The organism is Streptococcus sp. 29896, assembly GCF_032594915.1.
Classification (GTDB): Bacteria; Bacillota; Bacilli; order Lactobacillales; family Streptococcaceae; genus Streptococcus; species Streptococcus suivaginalis.
In genome coordinates this window covers 409,243-428,198 of sequence record NZ_CP118733.1, presented here as the reverse complement: position 1 = coordinate 428,198, position 18,956 = coordinate 409,243, and the positions used below count along the sequence as shown (strand labels likewise).

Annotated in this window: 19 protein-coding genes and 1 other RNA gene; 4 read left to right on the top strand and 16 right to left on the bottom strand. The window is 42.8% G+C overall.

Going from position 1 to position 18,956, the window contains the following annotated elements; genetic code table 11:
* Nucleotides 1-7: 7 nt before the first annotated feature.
* Entirely contained in the window at nt 8-490 is a 483-nt protein-coding gene (locus PXH68_RS02025) for an S-ribosylhomocysteine lyase (RefSeq protein ID WP_205031340.1), read from the top strand.
* 32 nt (nt 491-522) lie between these two features.
* Here the strand turns inward: PXH68_RS02025 and PXH68_RS02020 are convergent, their stop codons facing one another.
* From PXH68_RS02020 to PXH68_RS02000, 5 genes are all read right to left on the bottom strand, one after another.
* Nucleotides 523-1,872: a cell division site-positioning protein MapZ family protein gene (locus PXH68_RS02020; RefSeq protein WP_248027122.1), complete on the bottom strand. Its 1,350-nt coding sequence runs from the start codon at nt 1,870-1,872 to the stop codon at nt 523-525.
* 3 nt (nt 1,873-1,875) lie between these two features.
* Nucleotides 1,876-3,039, bottom strand: coding sequence for a THUMP domain-containing class I SAM-dependent RNA methyltransferase (locus PXH68_RS02015; protein ID WP_248027123.1), 1,164 nt, complete (start codon nt 3,037-3,039; stop codon nt 1,876-1,878).
* A 52-nt stretch (nt 3,040-3,091) separates the two neighbouring features.
* An RNA gene (gene rnpB, locus PXH68_RS02010) (RNase P RNA component class B) lies at nt 3,092-3,455 on the bottom strand.
* 21 nt (nt 3,456-3,476) lie between these two features.
* On the bottom strand, nt 3,477-3,803 hold the full coding sequence (gene gpsB, locus PXH68_RS02005; RefSeq protein ID WP_158455612.1) for a cell division regulator GpsB: 327 nt from the start codon (nt 3,801-3,803) through the stop codon (nt 3,477-3,479).
* A 69-nt stretch (nt 3,804-3,872) separates the two neighbouring features.
* Nucleotides 3,873-4,412: an SLOG family protein gene (locus PXH68_RS02000; protein ID WP_248027125.1), complete on the bottom strand. Its 540-nt coding sequence runs from the start codon at nt 4,410-4,412 to the stop codon at nt 3,873-3,875.
* 65 nt (nt 4,413-4,477) lie between these two features.
* On the opposite strand from PXH68_RS02000, the gene recU reads away from it, so the two are divergent.
* The 3 genes from recU to rsmG all read left to right on the top strand — a co-directional run bounded on the left by recU (nt 4,478) and on the right by rsmG (nt 8,085).
* Nucleotides 4,478-5,086, top strand: a complete 609-nt coding sequence (gene recU / locus PXH68_RS01995) for a Holliday junction resolvase RecU (protein ID WP_205031343.1) — start codon at nt 4,478-4,480, stop codon at nt 5,084-5,086.
* Between the two features lie 22 nt (nt 5,087-5,108).
* Nucleotides 5,109-7,265 carry a penicillin-binding protein PBP1A gene (gene pbp1a / locus PXH68_RS01990; RefSeq protein WP_248027298.1) on the top strand — a complete coding sequence of 719 codons (2,157 nt, stop codon included), beginning with the start codon at nt 5,109-5,111 and terminating at the stop codon, nt 7,263-7,265.
* A 106-nt stretch (nt 7,266-7,371) separates the two neighbouring features.
* On the top strand, nt 7,372-8,085 hold the full coding sequence (gene rsmG, locus PXH68_RS01985; RefSeq protein WP_248027127.1) for a 16S rRNA (guanine(527)-N(7))-methyltransferase RsmG: 714 nt from the start codon (nt 7,372-7,374) through the stop codon (nt 8,083-8,085).
* Between the two features lie 28 nt (nt 8,086-8,113).
* Here rsmG and PXH68_RS01980 read toward each other — a convergent pair whose 3' ends face one another.
* From PXH68_RS01980 to PXH68_RS01930, 11 genes are all read right to left on the bottom strand, one after another.
* A complete protein-coding gene (locus PXH68_RS01980) occupies nt 8,114-8,944 on the bottom strand; it encodes an energy-coupling factor transporter transmembrane component T family protein (RefSeq protein WP_248027129.1) in 831 nt (276 codons plus the stop codon).
* A complete protein-coding gene (locus PXH68_RS01975) occupies nt 8,941-10,614 on the bottom strand; it encodes an ABC transporter ATP-binding protein (protein WP_248027131.1) in 1,674 nt (557 codons plus the stop codon). The genes PXH68_RS01980 and PXH68_RS01975 overlap by 4 nt, the downstream gene beginning before the upstream one ends.
* 132 nt (nt 10,615-10,746) lie before the next feature.
* Nucleotides 10,747-10,911: a VOC family protein gene (locus PXH68_RS01970; RefSeq protein WP_208564564.1), complete on the bottom strand. Its 165-nt coding sequence runs from the start codon at nt 10,909-10,911 to the stop codon at nt 10,747-10,749.
* A gap of 57 nt (nt 10,912-10,968) precedes the next feature.
* Complete coding sequence (locus PXH68_RS01965; RefSeq protein ID WP_248027133.1) at nt 10,969-11,112, bottom strand: hypothetical protein; 144 nt, start codon at nt 11,110-11,112, stop codon at nt 10,969-10,971.
* 57 nt (nt 11,113-11,169) lie between these two features.
* Nucleotides 11,170-12,522, bottom strand: a complete 1,353-nt coding sequence (locus tag PXH68_RS01960) for an McrC family protein (RefSeq protein ID WP_248027135.1) — start codon at nt 12,520-12,522, stop codon at nt 11,170-11,172.
* The gene (locus PXH68_RS01955; protein ID WP_413790278.1) at nt 12,512-14,068 is read right to left on the bottom strand and encodes an McrB family protein; all 1,557 of its coding nucleotides are present in this window, start codon (nt 14,066-14,068) and stop codon (nt 12,512-12,514) included. The genes PXH68_RS01960 and PXH68_RS01955 overlap by 11 nt, the downstream gene beginning before the upstream one ends.
* A gap of 67 nt (nt 14,069-14,135) precedes the next feature.
* Nucleotides 14,136-15,116 (bottom strand): oxygen-dependent tRNA uridine(34) hydroxylase TrhO, encoded by a 981-nt coding sequence (gene trhO / locus PXH68_RS01950; protein ID WP_205031347.1) that lies wholly within the window; start codon nt 15,114-15,116, stop codon nt 14,136-14,138.
* Between the two features lie 117 nt (nt 15,117-15,233).
* Nucleotides 15,234-16,208, bottom strand: a complete 975-nt coding sequence (locus PXH68_RS01945) for a hypothetical protein (protein WP_248027139.1) — start codon at nt 16,206-16,208, stop codon at nt 15,234-15,236.
* Nucleotides 16,209-16,305: 97 nt separating this feature from the next.
* Nucleotides 16,306-16,857, bottom strand: a complete 552-nt coding sequence (locus tag PXH68_RS01940) for an ECF-type riboflavin transporter substrate-binding protein (RefSeq protein ID WP_158455630.1) — start codon at nt 16,855-16,857, stop codon at nt 16,306-16,308.
* 20 nt (nt 16,858-16,877) lie between these two features.
* Nucleotides 16,878-17,726 (bottom strand): SAM hydrolase/SAM-dependent halogenase family protein, encoded by an 849-nt coding sequence (locus tag PXH68_RS01935; RefSeq protein ID WP_205031349.1) that lies wholly within the window; start codon nt 17,724-17,726, stop codon nt 16,878-16,880.
* A 145-nt stretch (nt 17,727-17,871) separates the two neighbouring features.
* Nucleotides 17,872-18,861, bottom strand: coding sequence for a lipoate--protein ligase (locus PXH68_RS01930; RefSeq protein WP_205027024.1), 990 nt, complete (start codon nt 18,859-18,861; stop codon nt 17,872-17,874).
* Nucleotides 18,862-18,956 lie beyond the last annotated feature (95 nt).

Sequence of the window (18,956 nt, the reverse complement as noted above, 5' to 3'; positions counted from 1 at the left end):
GAAACATATGCCTAAAGACGTCATTGTAGAAAGTTTTGAATTGGACCACACCATTGTAAAAGCACCCTATATCCGACTGATTTCAGAAGAAAAAGGCCCTAAGGGAGATGTGATTACCAACTTTGATATTCGCCTGGTTCAACCCAACGAAAATGCCATGGATACTGCTGGCCTCCATACCATCGAGCACCTCTTAGCAAAATTAATCCGCCAACGCATCGATGGCTTGATTGACTGCTCACCTTTTGGTTGCCGCACTGGCTTCCACATGATTATGTGGGGAAAACAAGATCCTGAAGAAATTGCAAAAGTTATCAAGGCTTCTCTTGAAGAAATCGCTACTGCCATTACTTGGGAAGACGTTCCTGGCACAACCATTGAATCCTGTGGCAATTACAAAGACCATAGCCTCCACTCTGCTAAAGAATGGGCGAAATTGATTTTAGAACAAGGTATTTCATCTGACGCCTTTGACCGTAAACCAATCTAAAAAGAACAGCAGATTATCTGCTGTTCTTTTGTTTAGTAATCCAATGCATCTGAGTGGCCAGAGCCATTTCCAACAAAGTAACCTGTCTTACAGTTGATTGAGAAGAGGTAGGTACCGTCTGGCTTGAACAGGTTGTAATAGCCATTTCCATTAATAATATTGACTTTTTCAAGAATATAGTTGTTTCCAGAAATATAGCCACGTTGTTGTGAGATGGCAATGATGTTTTCAAGGATGCCTGGGTTAAAGTTCCACGCTTCGTTGTTGACATCATCAATCTTAGCCTGATCATATGGCACACGGCTGAGGTTGCGTTGCAAGGTCACTCCTTCTGGTACAGCAATACCGTAAAGGACGCTAACAGAATTGGTTACTGCAGCGCTTGTCGTCGCCTGACTGGTGCTACTTGCCGTTGTACTTGCTGTTGTATTGGCAGCTGCTTGACTGCTTGAACTTGCTACCGTTGCTGCATTTTCTAGTTGTGATTGTCCAAAGTTGATAGCTGCTGTCAAGGTAGCATCTACGCTAGAGATTCCTGTTGCAGTCGCTGTAAATCTTGCGCCAGAATTGGCTGTTGCCGTCGTATCCAACTCACCATCCACAATCAAGGCCTTATCAAACTGGCTGTTGATAGCTTGAGTAGCTGCGATGGCTTTTTCAAGGCTATCGTACTTAGCTTTTGCTTCCTTGTAGGCATCTGAAGAACTATCCATCTTGTCCAAAATCGCCTTCAAATCTGATAGGCTATCAAAAGCGCTATTTTTCAATTTTGACAGGCTTGAGTCAGTAAAGAAACTTGCGTAAAGTTCGTTAACTGCAGTTAAGTTCGCATCTTCTGAACTTGAACTAGTTGCCGAACTAGTTTGGCTTGTCGAGCTTGAAGAAGACGAACTTGTATTTGAAGACGAAGAGCGGTTCAACCAGATAAAAGCAGACACCAAGGTTGCTAGAAAGGCTAGACCCAAGCTCGCCCAAATCCAGAGTTTCTTCTTCTGAGCCGAGGTCCCCTCAACAGGACCGAGAACAAAATCATCTTCCTCTTCTTCCGCTAAACTATCTACTACTGGTAGCGGGTCGATGGTTGCAGCTGATTCCTTAGGAAGATCAAACTGCTTTGTCTCTTGTTCAACCGTTTCTTTCGCTGTCTCTACAGCAGTTGCCACAGGAGCTGCAACTTCTTCTTTTGCCCATGCTTTTTTGGATTCAATTTCTGCACGGTGTTGCTTGATGTAACGGTCCAAAAGACCATCTTCTTCTGTCACCCCCGCAACAATCTCCTTGTGTTTTTTGACGGCCTCACCGACCGTCAAATCCTTGGCTATTTCAAAATCCAGCACCTTTTCTTCTTGACCATCTACGAATTGTTTGTTCTTATCTACCACTTGTCATCCTACCTTTTCTGTATTTCGCTTGACACGTTGACCAAAAAATTGGTAGAGGTCAACCTTCAAAGTTCCGTTATAAAGTTTGCGTTTCTTATCCGCCAGTCGGCCAAAACGTTGTTCAAATAATTCATCGCTTGTCAAAATAAACTGAGACCAGGTTTTTAGGGGAGCAAAGGTCTGTCCCATTTCACGGTATAGGTCAATCAAGTCTTTATCTTCCAGCAAGCGTTCACCATAGGGAGGATTGGAAATAATGACACCGTTGATTTTGTCCGTCCGTAAATCCTGTAATCGCATCTGTTTGAAGACAATATCATCTGCAACTCCAGCGGCCACGGCGTTCTTTTTCGCTATTTCCACCATACGGCCATCGATGTCCGAACCCGCAATATCCAATACTAGGTCTTGTCGGATAGCAGCCTGAGCTTCTTTACGAAGACGCAAAACTAAGTCTCGATCTACCCAATTCCATTCTTCAAAAGCAAAGGAACGCTTCAAACCAGGCGCAATATTTCTAGCCAGCATAGCTGCCTCGATGCAGAAAGTCCCTGAGCCACAGGTTGGATCAATCAAGGGCTTATCTGGATACCAGTTGGACAACTGCAAAATCGCAGCTGCCATATTTTCCTTGATAGGTGCTCCGCCTTTTTCCGCCCGATAACCCCGTTTAAAAAGACTAGATCCTGTTGTATCAATCAGAACCGTCGCATGGTCCTTCAAAATGGAGACCTCAATTTTGAACTCTGCCCCAACTTCTTGCAAAGGAACGCCTTCTGGTCGAGAATAGTGCTTCTGCAATTTTTTTACGACTGCTTTTTTCGAAATAGCTTGTACACTTGGTTCGTTATGCAGTTTGGACTTGACACATTTTGCCTTGGAAATAGGGAACTTACAGCCCAAGGGCAGGTAATTTTCCCAATCCAAGCCAAACACACCTTGAAACAGTTCTTCAAAGGTTCTAGCCGGAAATTGCCCTACTACAATTTTGATACGGTCAGCCGAACGCAACCAAAGATTGCTTTCAATAATTTCTTTGACCCCACCTGTAAACCGAACTCGCCCGTTTTCCACTTGGCAGCTGTAACCCAAATCTTTTAATTCTCTTCCAACAACTGCTTCCAGTCCCGCTGCCGCTGTTGCAATCAGCTCAAATTGTTTTTTCATGTATTTCCTCTATAATAAAAGCTAGCAAAGCTAGCTACCTATTTATGCAATTTTCTATAAGCCATGTTTTGTTCCAGTGGTACTAGGCCTACCACCTTCGATAATCATCTGTCTACTGTTCTAAACAGTCAGGATTTCTGTTCGTTTCCATCCATCCCATGCCCCGACCAAAGTTTGGGTTGCTAGCTTGAGGGGTTTACCGCGTTCCATTTTTTACGTTTCCATAAAAACTTCGTCACTGTGGCACTTTCAGACCTACTTTGGCATATCCGAAGACGTAGCCATTTTAGTCGCCGTAACGTCAAAGACGTCCCTAGGCTTATGCATTCGCCTAGCACAAACACTACCGGCATCACAGCCAGTGCTAGCATGGACTTTCCTCATGGTAGATAGCTACCACGCGATTATCCAAAAATTGCACACACTTCACAAATGCTCTATTCTTGAACGATTTGCTTTCCAAATACTTCTTTTTCCAAGCGATTGAGACGGCGAAGAATATCAAAGTTTGTTGCTGATGTCATTCGTTCCGTACGGATTGTCGTTGTTTCTTCAACTGGTGCAACTGGCTTATTACCATTAGCTGCTTGTGCTTTCAAGCGTGCAATCTCACCCTTCAACTCCTTGATAATCGCTTCATAGGCGTCATAGTCCTTCATGATTTCATCTAAAAAATCATTGACTTCATCCTGATCATACCCACGAAAACCAATCTTAAAATCTTGTTCAAAAATATCTTTAGTTGTAAATTTAATACTTGCCATGTCTCTCTCCCTAATCTAAACGTCACTAATTCTATTATATTAAAAAAAATAGGGAAAAATCAAGTCAAATCACTCAAATTTTTCAAAATTTTCCGCCACCTCATTTAGACGTTCAAAGGTAAGCGTTTTAACAGTATAAGCCTCTTTTGTTAGCAGCAGATTGTAAAGGTATTTCAATTGTGTTTCATTTTCAGGTTCATAAAATACATAGGCCTGATTGGTCTTATCTAGAAGAAATTGATTAAACTCCCGAAATTGGGATGGATTTTCATACCGTTCAAAGGCAATTTTCACAAAATCCTGTTGCCGAAAGAGGGCCAATTTTTCCTGTTGATGTTCCTGCCAATTCTCTCCATGATTAGCAAATAAAAAAATCGTGGCAATCTGGCATTCATACCCCTCTTTTTTCAAGTCCAATAAGGTCTCCAAACACCAGTATTCAAACCCCAGTTGTCCTGTGAAGACAAACCAGTTCGCCCCCTCTTCTAGTAAGGAAATCAGATCCTTACGAATAGCCTCTTTGATAATCGCCAATCGTGGATCTTTCTGACCAAATATCCCCAGCTCATGAGCTCGGTAGCCTTGGATCAATACGGTTTTAGAAGTCATTATTTGTTGAAAATCCCCTCTTTATGGTATAATATGCTGATACTATTTTATCAAGAAGAGGAACTATGGTCAAATACCCTCACCAAATTGGGAGAAAAGTAGTGCCGCGGGGAAAACCGCGACCAGACGAAAAAATTTCCTTTGCCAACCGCGGAATGACCTTCGAAGCGGCCATTAACGACAGCAATCAATACTATCTAAGTAGAAACCTTGCGGTAATCCACAAGAAACCCACTCCTGTTCAGATTGTAAAAGTTGATTATCCTCAGCGGAGTCGGGCCAAGATTGTTGAAGCCTACTTTAGACAAGCCTCAACAACGGATTACTCCGGTGTCTTCAAGGGTCGCTACATAGATTTCGAAGCCAAGGAAACCAGACAAAAGACATCCATGCCGATGAAGAACTTCCACCAGCACCAGCTGGAACATATGCGGATGGTACTCCAACAGGGTGGCATTGCCTTTGTCTTACTCCACTTTTCAACCATTGGAGAGACCTATCTCTTGCCTGCCTCCTCTTTGCTTCATTACTATGACCTTGATAATGGTAGCAAATCTCTGCCACTTTCTTATATCCAAGAAAATGGCTATGAAATCAAAATGGGTGGCTATCCAAGCCTTCCCTATCTAACAATTGTTGAAGAAAAATTTTTAGGTGGTGACTCCATTGAATAATCCAAATACCAAACGCATCTTGATGCTTGGTGCCAATATCCTAATGGGACTCTTTCTTTTTGTCTTTCTTGCAGGAGCCTGCTTAGCAGGTTATTACATCGCTACTGCTCCTGAATTGACTGAGGAAACATTGACAGCAACGGTTTCAAGTAAAATTTATGACAAGGACGGCACGCTCATTGCTGACCTAGGAGCAGAAAAACGCTCAAATGCAGATGCATCTGAAATCCCTACGGATTTGGTCAACGCTATTGTCGCCATTGAAGATCAGCGTTACTTTAATCACCGCGGTGTCGATGTAATTCGTATCGCTGGTTCCTTGCTCAACAACCTGAGCGGTGGAAATCTGCAAGGTGGATCAACCTTGGACCAACAGCTGATTAAATTAACTTACTTCTCGACTTCGACAGAGGACCAAAACATCAAGCGTAAGATCCAAGAAGCTTGGCTTGCCCTCAAACTGGAGCGTATGAAAACCAAACAAGACATCTTGACTTACTATGTAAACAAGGTCTATATGTCCAACGGAAACTACGGGATGAAGACAGCTGCCCAAGCATTTTACGGCAAAGAACTGAAAGACCTGACCCTACCCCAGCTAGCCCTTTTGGCTGGTATGCCACAAGCCCCAAACCAGTACGATCCGTATACTCAGCCTGAAGTTGCCAAGAACCGCCGTGATTTAGTCCTTTCTCAGATGTTGAAGCTGGATTACATCACTATGGAACAATATGAACAAGCGGTCGTGACACCTATTACAGATGGCCTACAACCCTTAACTAGCACTTCAGCCTATCCAGCATATATGGACAACTACCTCAAGGAAGTCATTGCTGAAGTAGAAGAAAAAACAGGTTACAACCTCTTGACGACTGGTATGGATGTGTATACAAACGTCGATACTGCAGCACAACAACAGCTCTGGAATATCTATAACACAGACCTATATATCACCTATCCAGACACTACTTTCCAAGTAGCCTCAACAGTCGTCGATGTCAGCAATGGTAAGGTTGTTGCTCAACTTGGCGGGCGAAATCAATCAAGTAGCGTATCGTTTGGTACCAACCAGGCAGTTGAAACCAATCGCGACTTCGGCTCAACCATGAAACCCATTACCGACTATGCCCCAGCGATTGAAAATGGTATCTATAATTCAACTGCAGATACCATTCTAGACGGCCCTTATTACTACCCTGGAACAACTACTCCAGTTTACAACTGGGATAGAAGTTACTACGGCACAATTTCTGTCAAGACAGCCCTCCAGTATTCACGAAACGTACCCGCTGTAAAAGCACTTGAGGAAACTGGTTTGGACAAGGCCCTCAGCTTCTTGAACAGCGTCGGCATCAATTACCCACAACTCCTCTATTCAAACGCTATCTCAAGTAATACAACTGAGTCTAGTAGTGAATATGGAGCAAGTAGCGAGAAGATGGCAGCTGCCTATGCAGCATTTGCCAACGGCGGTACCTACTACAAACCGCAATATGTCAATAAGGTCGTCTTTACGGACGGAACCAAACAAGAGTTCCAACCAGAAGGCAATCGTGTCATGACAGCTGAAACAGCCTACATGATGACAGATATGCTGAAGAGCGTTATGACATTGGGAACTGGGTTAAATGGTGCTGTAACAGGTGTCCCAATGGCTGGTAAAACCGGTACCTCAAACTACACGGATAGTGAGTACACAGAAATTCTTGCCAACAATGAAGCAGCTAATTACAGCATGATGGTCGTCCCCGATGAAAACTTTGTTGGTTATTCGACCAAATATGCTATGGCTGTCTGGTCAGGTTACACTAATAGAAAGACACCTGTCTTGGATAGCGGTATGAAGATTGCAACAGATGTCTTCCGCAACATGATGGCCTACCTCAACCCAGTTGAGACAGCTGTCGATTGGGAAATGCCTGAGGGACTCTACCAATACGGTAGTAACCTCTACTTGAAAGGCAGCGACAGTTACAACAACATCCTCTACAATAGTTACAACTATCGTAATTCTTATAATAACAATTATAATTCCCAATCTTCAACCACTTCATCTACTGCTGTTGAGACTGAATCCACAACGACTGAATCTAGTCAAACAATTACTGAAACCAGTCAAACAACATCTGAAACGACAACAACAGATACAAATCAAAATCAATCCAATAATAACGACTAATAAAAGAACCCAACCCTTTGAACTGCAAACCAACAAGTGAAAACTTTGGTGGTCGCGACAAGGGGCTGGGTTTTTCTTTTTTTGTGGAATGTGATAAGATAGAGGTATGAAACCAGAAGAATTTTATCTAACACTTGCTCAGAAGGGCATAGTCTTAACAGACAAACAGAAACAGCAATTCCAACGCTACTTCCAACTCTTGGTAGAGTGGAATGAAAAAATCAATCTAACGGCTATCACAGAAGAAGAGGAGGTCTATCTCAAACACTTCTTTGATTCCCTTGCTCCAATTTTACAGGGGTATATTACCAACCAAAATTTCAAGCTATTAGACATCGGGGCTGGAGCTGGCTTTCCAAGCTTACCAATGAAGATTGTATTTCCAGAGCTTGAGGTGACGATTATCGACTCTCTCAACAAGCGCATCACCTTTTTGAACCATTTGGCTGAAGAACTGAAATTGGAAAAAGTACATTTTTACCATGGTCGTGCAGAGGACTTTGCCCATGACAAGAATTTTCGGGCGCAATTTCAGTTGGTCACTGCACGTGCGGTTGCCCGCATGCAGGTCTTATCAGAGCTAACCATTCCTTTTTTAGCTCTCAATGGTCGCTTGATAGCCCTCAAGGCTTCTGATGCTGAAAACGAACTGGAAGCTGCAAAGAACGCCCTCAACCTACTCTTTGCCAAGGTCATTGAAAACCAGGATTACCAATTGCCGAATGGCGACCCCCGTACCCTGACAGTTGTTGAAAAGAAAAAAGAAACCCCAAACAAGTACCCACGTAAGGCGGGTATCCCAGCAAAACGGCCACTTTAAAAGGAGTTCCAACTGGAACTCCTTTTCGTTATTTCCAAGGATTATAAAATCGCCCTTGATTGAGAATAAATAGTGCAATGGCTGTACAAGCAAAGAGGGCAATCACTAGAAAAACAAGGTAGTCCTGCTTTTGCAAAGCTTGGTGAGTAAACCAGGTCCGCTTCGAATTTTTTCCAAAGCGGCGCAATTCCATGGCAGTTGAAATGGTATCAATTCGTCCCAAAGAACTGAAAATCAAGGGAACAACTAAGGAAAGGTTGCCCTTAATACGATCCATCAATTTCCCTTTTTTAGACAACTCTAAACCACGTGCCTCTTGAGACATTCGAATTGTGAAAAATTCTTCCTGGATATCTGGAATGTAGCGCATGGTGAGACTGACTGCATAAGCAATCTTATAGGGAACGCCAATCTGATTCAGACTAGAGGCAAATTGACTGGGATGGGTTGTCATCAGAAAGACTACCGCCAGAGGAACAGTACAAAAATACTTGAGCACCATGTTAAGCATGTAAAACAGTTGCTGACTGGTCACTGTATAAATGCCCAGACCTTCCCATAAAACAGTCTTAGCGCCATAGAGGCTGACTCCGTATTGCGGAGCAAACAGATAGACCATCAAGGCATTGAGAAGGGCAAAAATCGTTGTAAATACAAGGACAAAAGACACGTCCTTGAGTCGAATTTTTGACAAACGAAAGAGACTGAGTGAAAAAACCGCAATGACCAGAATCAATCGTGTATCATAAGTGACCATGGCGATAATGGAGATCAAAAGGAAAAAGAGCATCTTTGTAACTGCTGACAGCTGGTAGATGAATCCTTTGCCAGGTTGATAGCCGATTAAGTGTTGACTCATGTTTCTCTCCTTTCTGTTTTCATGTATAAATTGGTCAAATCCAGAGGATCCAAGCCCATCTTCTCTGCCAGATGAAAAATGCTGGTTTCCTTGAGATTGGCCTGCTCAATCACTGGTCGCTTGACCAAGAGTTCAGCTGGGTGTCCCTGATAGACAATCTGTCCATCTACGACAACCAAGGCCCTGTCACAATAATCCAACATCAGCTGCATGTCATGAGTAATCATCACAATCGTTTGCCCTTGTGCATTTAGTTGATTCAGAAAGTCCATCATTTCACGGTAATGACGTTGGTCCTGTCCGGCTGTTGGCTCATCCAAGAGGATAATATCAGGCTCCAGAACCAAAATAGAAGCGACGGTCACGCGCTTTTTCTGCCCATACGAAAGGGCTGAAATGGGCCACTTCCGAAATGGATAGAGTCCGCACACTTCCAAGACTGACTCGACCTTGCCTTGAATCTGGTCTTCTGCCACTCCTCTGAGGCGCAATCCCAAGGCAACTTCATCAAAAATCATAGTCTGACTGATCATTTGGTTGGGATTTTGTAAAACATAGCCAATCCGCTGGGCTCTTTCTTTGACAGAGTCATCCGCTATGGATTGACCCTGCCACAAAAACTGACCTTGAACAGGCAGAAAACCACAGAGGGCCTTTGCCAAGGTCGATTTTCCTGCACCATTTTTTCCGACGATAGCCAGGCGTTCTCCCTGGTAAATCGTCAGATCCATATCAGGAATCACTTGATGATCTCCGTAAGCGACTTGCAACTGAGAAATCTCTAGCAGGGGGTTGCGATCCTTCTGAGCTCGTTCAATATGCGGTAAATCTGGAATAGCTCGGTCTATCAAATCTATTTTTTCCAATGAAGATGGATGAGAAATATCCGCCAATTGATAACCGAGGGCACGTAAAGTTGCTAGATAGAGCGGCTCTCGAATACCATTTTCTTGCAGCAAATCCGATTGTAAGAGTTGGTCAGGATGACCATTAAAGACCAGACGCCCACCATTGATCAAGACAATTCGGTCCACCTGGCGGTAAAGCACATCTTCCAAGCGGTGCTCGATAATAATGGTCGTTGTTCCTTCTTCATTATGAATCCGGTCAATCAAATCAATGGTATCCTGTCCAGATTTTGGATCCAAATTGGCCAAAGGTTCATCAAACAACAAAATCGGACTTTCATCGATCAAGACTCCTGCTAGGCTAACCCGTTGCTTCTGACCTCCCGAGAGATCCTGGGGACGATGGTCCAACAGTTCTTTTAAGTCTAAGCGTTCTGCCCAGTCATGAACTCGCTCCTTCATAGTCGCCAAGGTTTCCATGTCATTTTCCAAGGCAAAGGCCAAATCTTCTGCTACAGAAAGCCCAATAAACTGACCATCCGTATCTTGCAAAACGGTGCTGACCATAAGAGATTTTTGGTAAATAGACTGGTCAAAGGCAGGGATCCCCATCAGTTCAAAATCCCCTGTATGGGTTCCCTTATGAATGGCAGGGATAATCCCATTCAAGACCTGACCGAGAGTGGACTTGCCTGAACCAGATGGTCCAATAATCAGCACCTTTTCTCCTTCATAAATGGTCAAATCAATACCATGTAAAGTCGCATCCGTCTGCGCATTGTATTTAAAGGAAAAATTCTTGAATTCGATGACTTTTTTCATAATTCCTATTATATCAAAATCCAGCATGAAAAAAAGGAAGAATCCTCAGATTCTCCCAATCCATAAGCTATGACGAACGATTTTCTTATTTAAACTTTAAAAATAAATCGTTATTGAAAAAACAAGAGCATCTTACATAACAATCACGTTGAAATGATGTCCATCCAAATCTGTAAAGCTGGCACCATAAAAGCCATAGGCATCTGTCGGACGACCTGTAATTTGTCCACCATTGACTTCTACACGCTCAATAAGGCTGTCCACTTCTTCTTTAGTTGCTACATTAAGTGAAATCAAGACTTCATTGCCACTAGTTGCTAGCTGAAATGGTACGCGTTGGGCAAAAGTATCTGCCTACATCAAAATCAAGTTACCACCTTCTGGCAAGGTTGCTGACTTGGTATCTCCAAAAGTCGCCACAGAAAAACCAACCGCTTCATAAAACTGACCAGCTTTTTCAAGGTCTGCTACTGCTAAGTTCATCCAAAATGATTTCATCTTCTTCTCTTTTCTAGTTGATAGGTTTAGTATAGTTGATTTTTCTTAGGGAAACAATTATTTTGCCCCCATAACCTCAGAGATTTCTCCCCTAGACTTGGATAGAAGCGACTGTAGAAAGACCTGCTCATTTCTTTCTATTTGCTGGCAAAACTCATCAAAAGATGCTACTCCTTGAGGGATCGCCAAGCCCAGTTTTTCAACCACAACTGGTTCATTTCTTCTTTGGCATTTCCCCTCCAACAATTCATACTGCTTACTCTCTTCAGTTTTCCCAGAATGAGGAAATAAATAAAAGCCATTCCGAGCATCAAATCGGTACATATAGGCTACTATCTGCAAGTAGTCTCTTCCTTTGATATTGTCGATTGGTTTGTACTTGGCATCCGCAACAACCTTTTTCGAAAGGGAAACAAAATCAGGATAAATGCGCCCATTACCACCTTGAAACATGGAAAAACTGTCGCTCTTCGCCTTATTTCGCGGATGGTGAAACTCTTCCCCTAACAGTTGTGCTAGATATTCTTCCCATAGCCAAGCCACATCAAACAGAATACCTTGAATTTTCTGCTGCTGCCTCTCCCCAACACCATGCCTTGTTCCTTTCAGAATCAACAAACAAAGTTTTTGCAAGGTCCCATATTCATGATAATAAGCATGACGAACAGGTGCAACTTGGTTTTGGTAGATGATTTTTGTTCTATCTGCTAATTGGTAGCGAGGAGTCGCTTGAATGATCGTTTCTATATTCTCCCTATCCTTGTCTTGAAATAGCAGGGACGTACGTGAAAGTTGGTGCCCCTTGATATACTCGATAGTATGTCGGACCAGTTGCATCAGATTATTATCAAAAGAAAACTCTCTGGTGCTATAAGCCATCTTCCCTTCAAATGGTGTGCTAGTTTTCAATTGCCGAGCGATATCCAAGGCTCCCTTCAAATTCGCATCATGATGATGAAAACGGCGATATTCTTTGTAGAGTCCCTTTCGCAAAGCAGCCTGAAGAAATGATGGAAAAAGGCAAATAAACAGCTGATAGAATTGCTGCTCGAGTGAAAATGAGGTTTCTAGATTGGTGACATTGAGATGAAGCACCTTCTGTAACATGTAATGCAGAAAATAATCTTCCTTATCACTTTGAGCAAAGCGGGAATGAATCGTCAACTGGTCATTCTGATATCCGATAAAGCCAATGACATTTCCAGTCCGTAAGGAATGATCGACAGTCTCAAACAGCTTTTCTGATTTGTCGAGATCAGGAATTTCTTGCCAGCTCGTCGGAAACAGGAATAAACCCTGTTCTTTGGCCAAAGACTCCAAACTCCTATCAAGCAAGTGATCCGCCAAAAAAGGATACCGCTCTTTAAAAACTGATTTCGAAATCCCTTGCTGATTGTCTCTAATCCACATCGTCCATTTCCTCAAGCTTATCAAATGCAGCCTTCAATTCCTCTAACTGTTCCGCCTCTTGATAGCTACCTCGAAGATATTCTTCCAACAAGGGCTGAATATAATCTTGCCATAGCCGTTCATAATCGTAATCCAGTTGCGGAAGAGCTAAAAAGTAGGATGGTCCGATATGGTAGTTTCGATTGAGATCCGCTATTTTTTCAATTGCCTGATTAAGATGTCTCAGTCGAATGGTCGCTTCTAGAATCTTACTGTCGTCTAGCTGATTCTTCCACATCCCTAAACAATCTTCAGCTTTTATCTCAACAAAACGAAAACGACGTCGCATGGCAAAATCAAAACTATCTACCGAACGGTCAATATCATTCATGGTACCAATGATATAAACATTTTCCGGAATATAGAACTTTTCTTCCCCTTCATGCATATTGGCATACTGAGTCGAAATTGCTCCCTTTTTGCCCCGATAACCAGGATCAATAGCATAGAACAACTCACCAAAAATCTTGGAAATCTCCCCACGGTTGATTTCATCGATGATAAAGACGAATTTTTTGTCAGATTGAATATCTTCAGGAGCATGATAGGGTTTTAGATCGAATTTTTCTGCCATTTCTTTAATAATCGCTTTGCGATAGGTATCAAAGCCACCTTTTGGCGTTCCTGGTAGGCCACGGTAAACATTATAACATTGGTTACGGTTATAGAATCGACTATCCGATTCTTTCTCTGTTACGCCAGTCATATCCCCTTTCTCATAGGCCACTAAATTCATCGGCTTACCTTTAAGTGTTTTCATCTTATAGCCGTCGGGCTCATCAGAAACAGCCTCCCAAAACTTTTCCCAAGCCTCGTCAAAATTGTCCTGCCCTCCTGATTTTGAGGATTTAATAGCTCTTTGACAAAACTCTTTGAAAATTCCGGGCTTGATGTCAAACTTGATTTCTCCAGAATCATCTTTTACAGGTCGCAAGCCTTCCACAAAATCCGTGTAATCATAGGAAGGATGAAATTGAACAAAACCGATTTGTTCTGGATGTCCATCTGTCAATTCCTCTGCAATTTGCTTGGCAAGATAAGTTTTTCCTGTACCAGGTGCCCCACGGAGAATGAGGTTGTAGGAAGTAATTAAGCTAGTTTTTAATGTCGATTTCATTTTGTCCCTTTCTTTGATTACTTGTTCATTTACCTCAGCAAATGGTTTTTCACTAAGTCTAACCCCCTCGTAGGATTTCCGAATGAAAGGCAAGACCCTATCGATATCCTCTTCCGACTGTATATAGCAATTAGCATCAATAGCCCAGCCATGTTGCTTGGGTGCAATGGTAAACAAGGTCTTCTCCTGACTGGATAAGAAACGAGAAAGAATGGCTACCTTTATCCCAACTCTACTCTTGGATATCTCTATAAAATTTCTTTTTTTATCTTTCTTATTTTCTACGCTAAAGGCAGTATAACTATTCGTTTCATGTTGAACAGCATTCGGAAATGCTTCTTTTACCTTTCTCAATACAAGTTCCTTATCCACTTCTGCTATTCCTTTCACCTGATTGACATAAAAAATCCCTACTATGTCATTATATCATAGTAGGGAACTGATTTCCTAATTCAATTTATACCAATGCTGGCAATTCTTCACCAATCGCTTCCAAGCGTTCTGCCCATTCTTGACGGGTCAAGCCGTTTTCAGTGATGTAACGGTTGCGCTCGTGAGCACGGCATTCTGCTGAGCAACCACGAACATACTTGTGCTCGTTTTCTTCTGACATAAGGGTGCGGCGGTTACAGAATGGATTGCCACAGTTGACATAGCGTTCACATGGTGTACCATCGAACCAGTCCTTACCAACAACAACTGGATCTACATGGTTGACATCAACCGCGATACGCTCGTCAAAGACATACATCTTACCATCCCATAGTTCACCACGAACTTCTGGATCTTTACCATAGGTTGCGATACCACCGTGGAGCTGGCCGACATCCTTGTAACCTTCACGAACCATCCAGCCTGAGAATTTCTCACAGCGAACACCACCAGTACAGTAAACAACCACGCGCTTATCCATGAATTTTTCTTTGTTATCACGAACCCATTGTGGCAACTCACGGAAGTTGCGGATGTCTGGGCGGATGGCACCGCGGAAGTGACCAAGGTCGTACTCGTAGTCATTACGGGTATCCAAAACAACTGTATCTTCATCCAAGAGAGCTTCTTTGAACTCTTTTGGTGACAGGTAGGCACCTGTCGTTACAAGTGGGTCAATGTCGCTGTCGAAGTCGTTGTCTTCCAAACCAAGGTGAACAATTTCTTTTTTATAACGAACAAACATCTTCTTGAAAGCTTGCTCATTTTCTTCGTCAATCTTAAACCACAAATCGCTGAACAATGGGTTAGCATGAACATAGTCCATGTATTTTTGGGTTGTTTCGTAGTCACCAGAAACAGTACCATTGATACCTTCATCGGCAATCAAGATACGGCCTTTGAGTCCGATAGACTTACAGAAAGCCAAGTGCTCAGCAGCATATTCTTTGGCATTTTCAATTGGAACATACTTGTAATAGAGTAGAACGCGAATATCTTTTGACATAGTGTCTCCTTTTCAATCTTTGCAATAGATTTTAAAGCTATACGATAGTGCATAGTCCCCTCAATTATACTCTTTTCATTCTGGTTTTCAAAATGATTTGCTTCCAAGTTTGCCTGCTTATTCTGGTAAATTTTGCTTTAAATTTTTTAATTGCTTTAGGGTGCTACTTGGTAAAATTTGCTTCACTTTCGAACAATGGCGCTTCTCTACATGTCCTTTCCAAGCTTCCTTAATCGGGTCTGGTTGGGCATTCTTTCGACAACAACTTGGTTGTTTTTCTACTGGTTGCGGAGCTTGCTCCAATGGTGTCACTTGCTGACAATCTGCGGTCGACTTCTCTTTGGACGATGCTCTACCTGCAAAATACTTTCGCCATAAACCTTGAACAAAACTGGATACCTTCCGCCACCAAGCAAAGAAGCCCTGCTTTTCCCCAAGAGAAACTGGCGTAGCAACTAAGGACTCTTCCTTGACCAAGGTTAAGAGCTGTTTCCGAACCTTCCAGCGTAGAGTTTGTGGGGCTGGCTTTTGATTAAAGGCTTGGACCTCCTTGAGCCGTTCTAGATAGGGCGCAATAAAAGGTGTTGGGTAAAAGCGAAAGCTAGAGGAATTTCCCATCGAAGTAGATATCAATAAGCCGGTCACCAATAACTCTTTGATTAACTTCACCTGTTTTTCTTGAAAGCGATAGAGGTAACGAGTCTCCCCTTCCACCTCTTCAAGATACACTTCTAGCTTTCCTTTGCGCCGTCGCCCATAGACTTTGGCCCCCATCCTCTCTGCCTTTAGCATAAAGCGGAGCAGGAAAAAAGTGCCTTCCTTTAACCGCCTCCAGTCGTGATCTTGGTACAAGAAGCTCCGAATTTTCCCCCGCATATAGAAATCCCCATGATCGACATGAAAAGTTGGTTGTTGGTAATGCGAGCGGCTAGGATGGTTGCTAATCCGAAACACTTTGTAATAGACATGGTCACAGCTGACACAGGAATAGATGGATTGGCTGGTTTTGGATTGGTAGAGATAGATCAATTCTTCTCCAGGGTTTAGGATAGACTCAATCACCGCACCAACCTTTTCAACGGTCCAAGTCATACGACACCTCACTAAATGAATAGTTTCACAAATGTTAATATATTAATTTTACCATAATTACAGCAAAAAAACCACCTAGAAATAGGTGATTCCTGGATTAGTCTTTTGAAAGACTGTTTGAACGTGTTTGTGTTTTAGCATAGATAGACAGTAAAATGGTTCCTGCCACAGCAACTGTCACACTATTGACAATACCAGCAACCAAACCTTGGGCAAAGACCTTATTAGCTGGCTCGCTGTAAATAACAATATCCAAAAGTGGTGCAATCAAGCCCCAGGCTACGATGTTGGCAACCACCTGTGTCACGTTGAAAAAGACGATGTCTTTCTTCTCAAAGATTCCTTCATCAAGACGAAGGCTTCGTTTGGCAACACCCAAGACTAGACCAAAGACTCCTGATGCCAAGACCCACGACCACCATGGTGAGCCATACTGGAGCGAGTCTTTAAAGGCATGGCCGATAAAACCAACTAAAAAGCCAACAATCGGTCCAAAAACGGTCGCCAAAAGAGATTGAACAGCGTACTGAAGCTGGATAGATGTATTGGGAACAACAAGGGTTGGAATACTAATCAGAATCCCGATAACCACAAAGAGGGCAGCACCGATACCGGTTGCGACAACAGTTCTAATCGAATTATTTTTCATAATAGTCTCCTAACTAATTTTTAATTTACAATGCGTTTGATTTCAATATGCCAATTCTGTCCGACACCAACGTTATAAGCCTTGGCAAAGGAACCTTGGTTAATTGCCAACCCGACTCGATAAAGGGAGTTGATATAAAGAAGCGGTTGTCCAATTCGAACATCTGCAAAGGATTTGCCATAGGTCACCTGGTTTTGATAGACCAACATGTCATTATTGTAGATCGTCACTTCAAATCGGTCGTTAAAGGCGGGATTGAGGTTATAAAACTCTTCGCGCGTGATGGAGGTCCAAAGTGAGCCAAATCGAACATCCAGGATATCGATTGCCCCTTTGACAAAGTCTGCCCCCACTTCTGTCGGAACAGTTGGAATCTCAACAATATCTGCAACCTGCAACTCTGGTCCAACTTCTTCAAAGCTGATGTGCCCTGATGCTAGCTTAGCACCTGTGTAGGCGTAAACATCTCGACCGTGGAAGGTATAGGAATGTTCCGTATTGGCACGGCGATTGGCTACTTCTGAGATTTCTCGTACAGCCTTGATACCGACGTGTTGCTTGATAAAAGAAAGGGTTCCGTTATCAGGGGTCACAATATAGTGGTTTTGTTCTGTCAAGGCAACCACACTTTTCCGTTTTGAGCCAACACCTGGATCCACAACAGATACAAATGTCGTTCCTTCTGGCCAATATTCAACCGTTTGGAAAAGACGGTAGGAGCCTTCAAAAATATTATAAGGGGTGATATCGTGTGTTAGATTGTGGACAACCAAGTCTTTCGATTCTTGCAAGGCCACACCGATCATAGCAGATACAGCACCGTCCACAAGTCCAAAGTCTGACTGGAGGACCAAGAGATTATTTGACATACTTTCTCCTTCAAATTGGTTCTCTACCATCATATCAGATTTTCAAAGCACTTTCAAATTGCTTTTGCAAGGGAACTAGTTATAGCGAGAAACTATATTCTCCTTCGATTAGCAAAAGAAAAGACGAGAAAATCTCGTCTTTTCCTTAAGCTACAATCGCTTTTGCTACTTCTTCTGTTGTCATACGTGAGAAGTAGTGAGTGGTGTCAATTTCTTGTAATTTCGCTAGGACATCTGCGTACTCGTAGCGAGTGCCAACCAGCAAATCTTCAATATCCGATACATCACCGATACCGAAGAAGTCTCCGTAAATCTTGATGGATTCGATAACAGATTTTTCAGCCTTGATGTAGGTTGTGATTTTACCTGCTGGGTAACGAACGCTACGCTCCACTGTGTATTCTGGTGTTTGACCGTAGGTCCAATCCCAAGTCGCAAACTGGGTATCACGGATTTCTTGGATACGAGCCAAGTCATCTTCTGACAAGACATACTCGTCCATATCTGGATATTCTTGCTTCATCTGGTTGAGGATAGCATCTTTGAACTCCAAGACGGTCATCTTCTCTGGTAATTCGTTGTTGATGTTGGTCACACGGGCACGGACTGACTTGACACCCTTGGACTCAATCTTGTCCTTGCTGACCTTGAGGGCGCTAGCTAGGACTGACATATCCACATCAAAGAGCAGGCAACCGTGGTGCATCATGCGACCTTTGGCATAGGCTTGGGCATTGCCACAGATTTTCTTGCCATCGATTTCTAGGTCATTACGACCAGTAAAGTTGGCTTCTACACCTAGGGTTGCCAGAGTATCGATAACTGGCTTGGAGAAGGTTTTGAAATCAAAAGCTCCCTCGTCTGCCTTATTTGAAATAATAGTATAGTTGAGGTTGTTGAGGTCATGATAGACAGCGCCACCACCTGACAGACGGCGAACAACATGGATGCCATTTTCGTCTGTGAATTCCTTGTTGATTTCTTCAATAGCATTCTGGTGCTTACCGATAATGATGGCAGGCTCATTGATCCAGAGAATAAAAATTTCGTCAATATCTGTTAATTCCTTGAAAGCGTAGGCTTCAAGGGCAATGTTATAGGCTGGGTCATTGCTGTTGTTTACGATGTATTTCATGCGAAACTCCTTTATTGTTAACTAATTTTTATTATAGTGGAAACGATAACAAAAGGCAAGTATTGAAACTCTTCTTGTCCATTCTTGAATTTTCT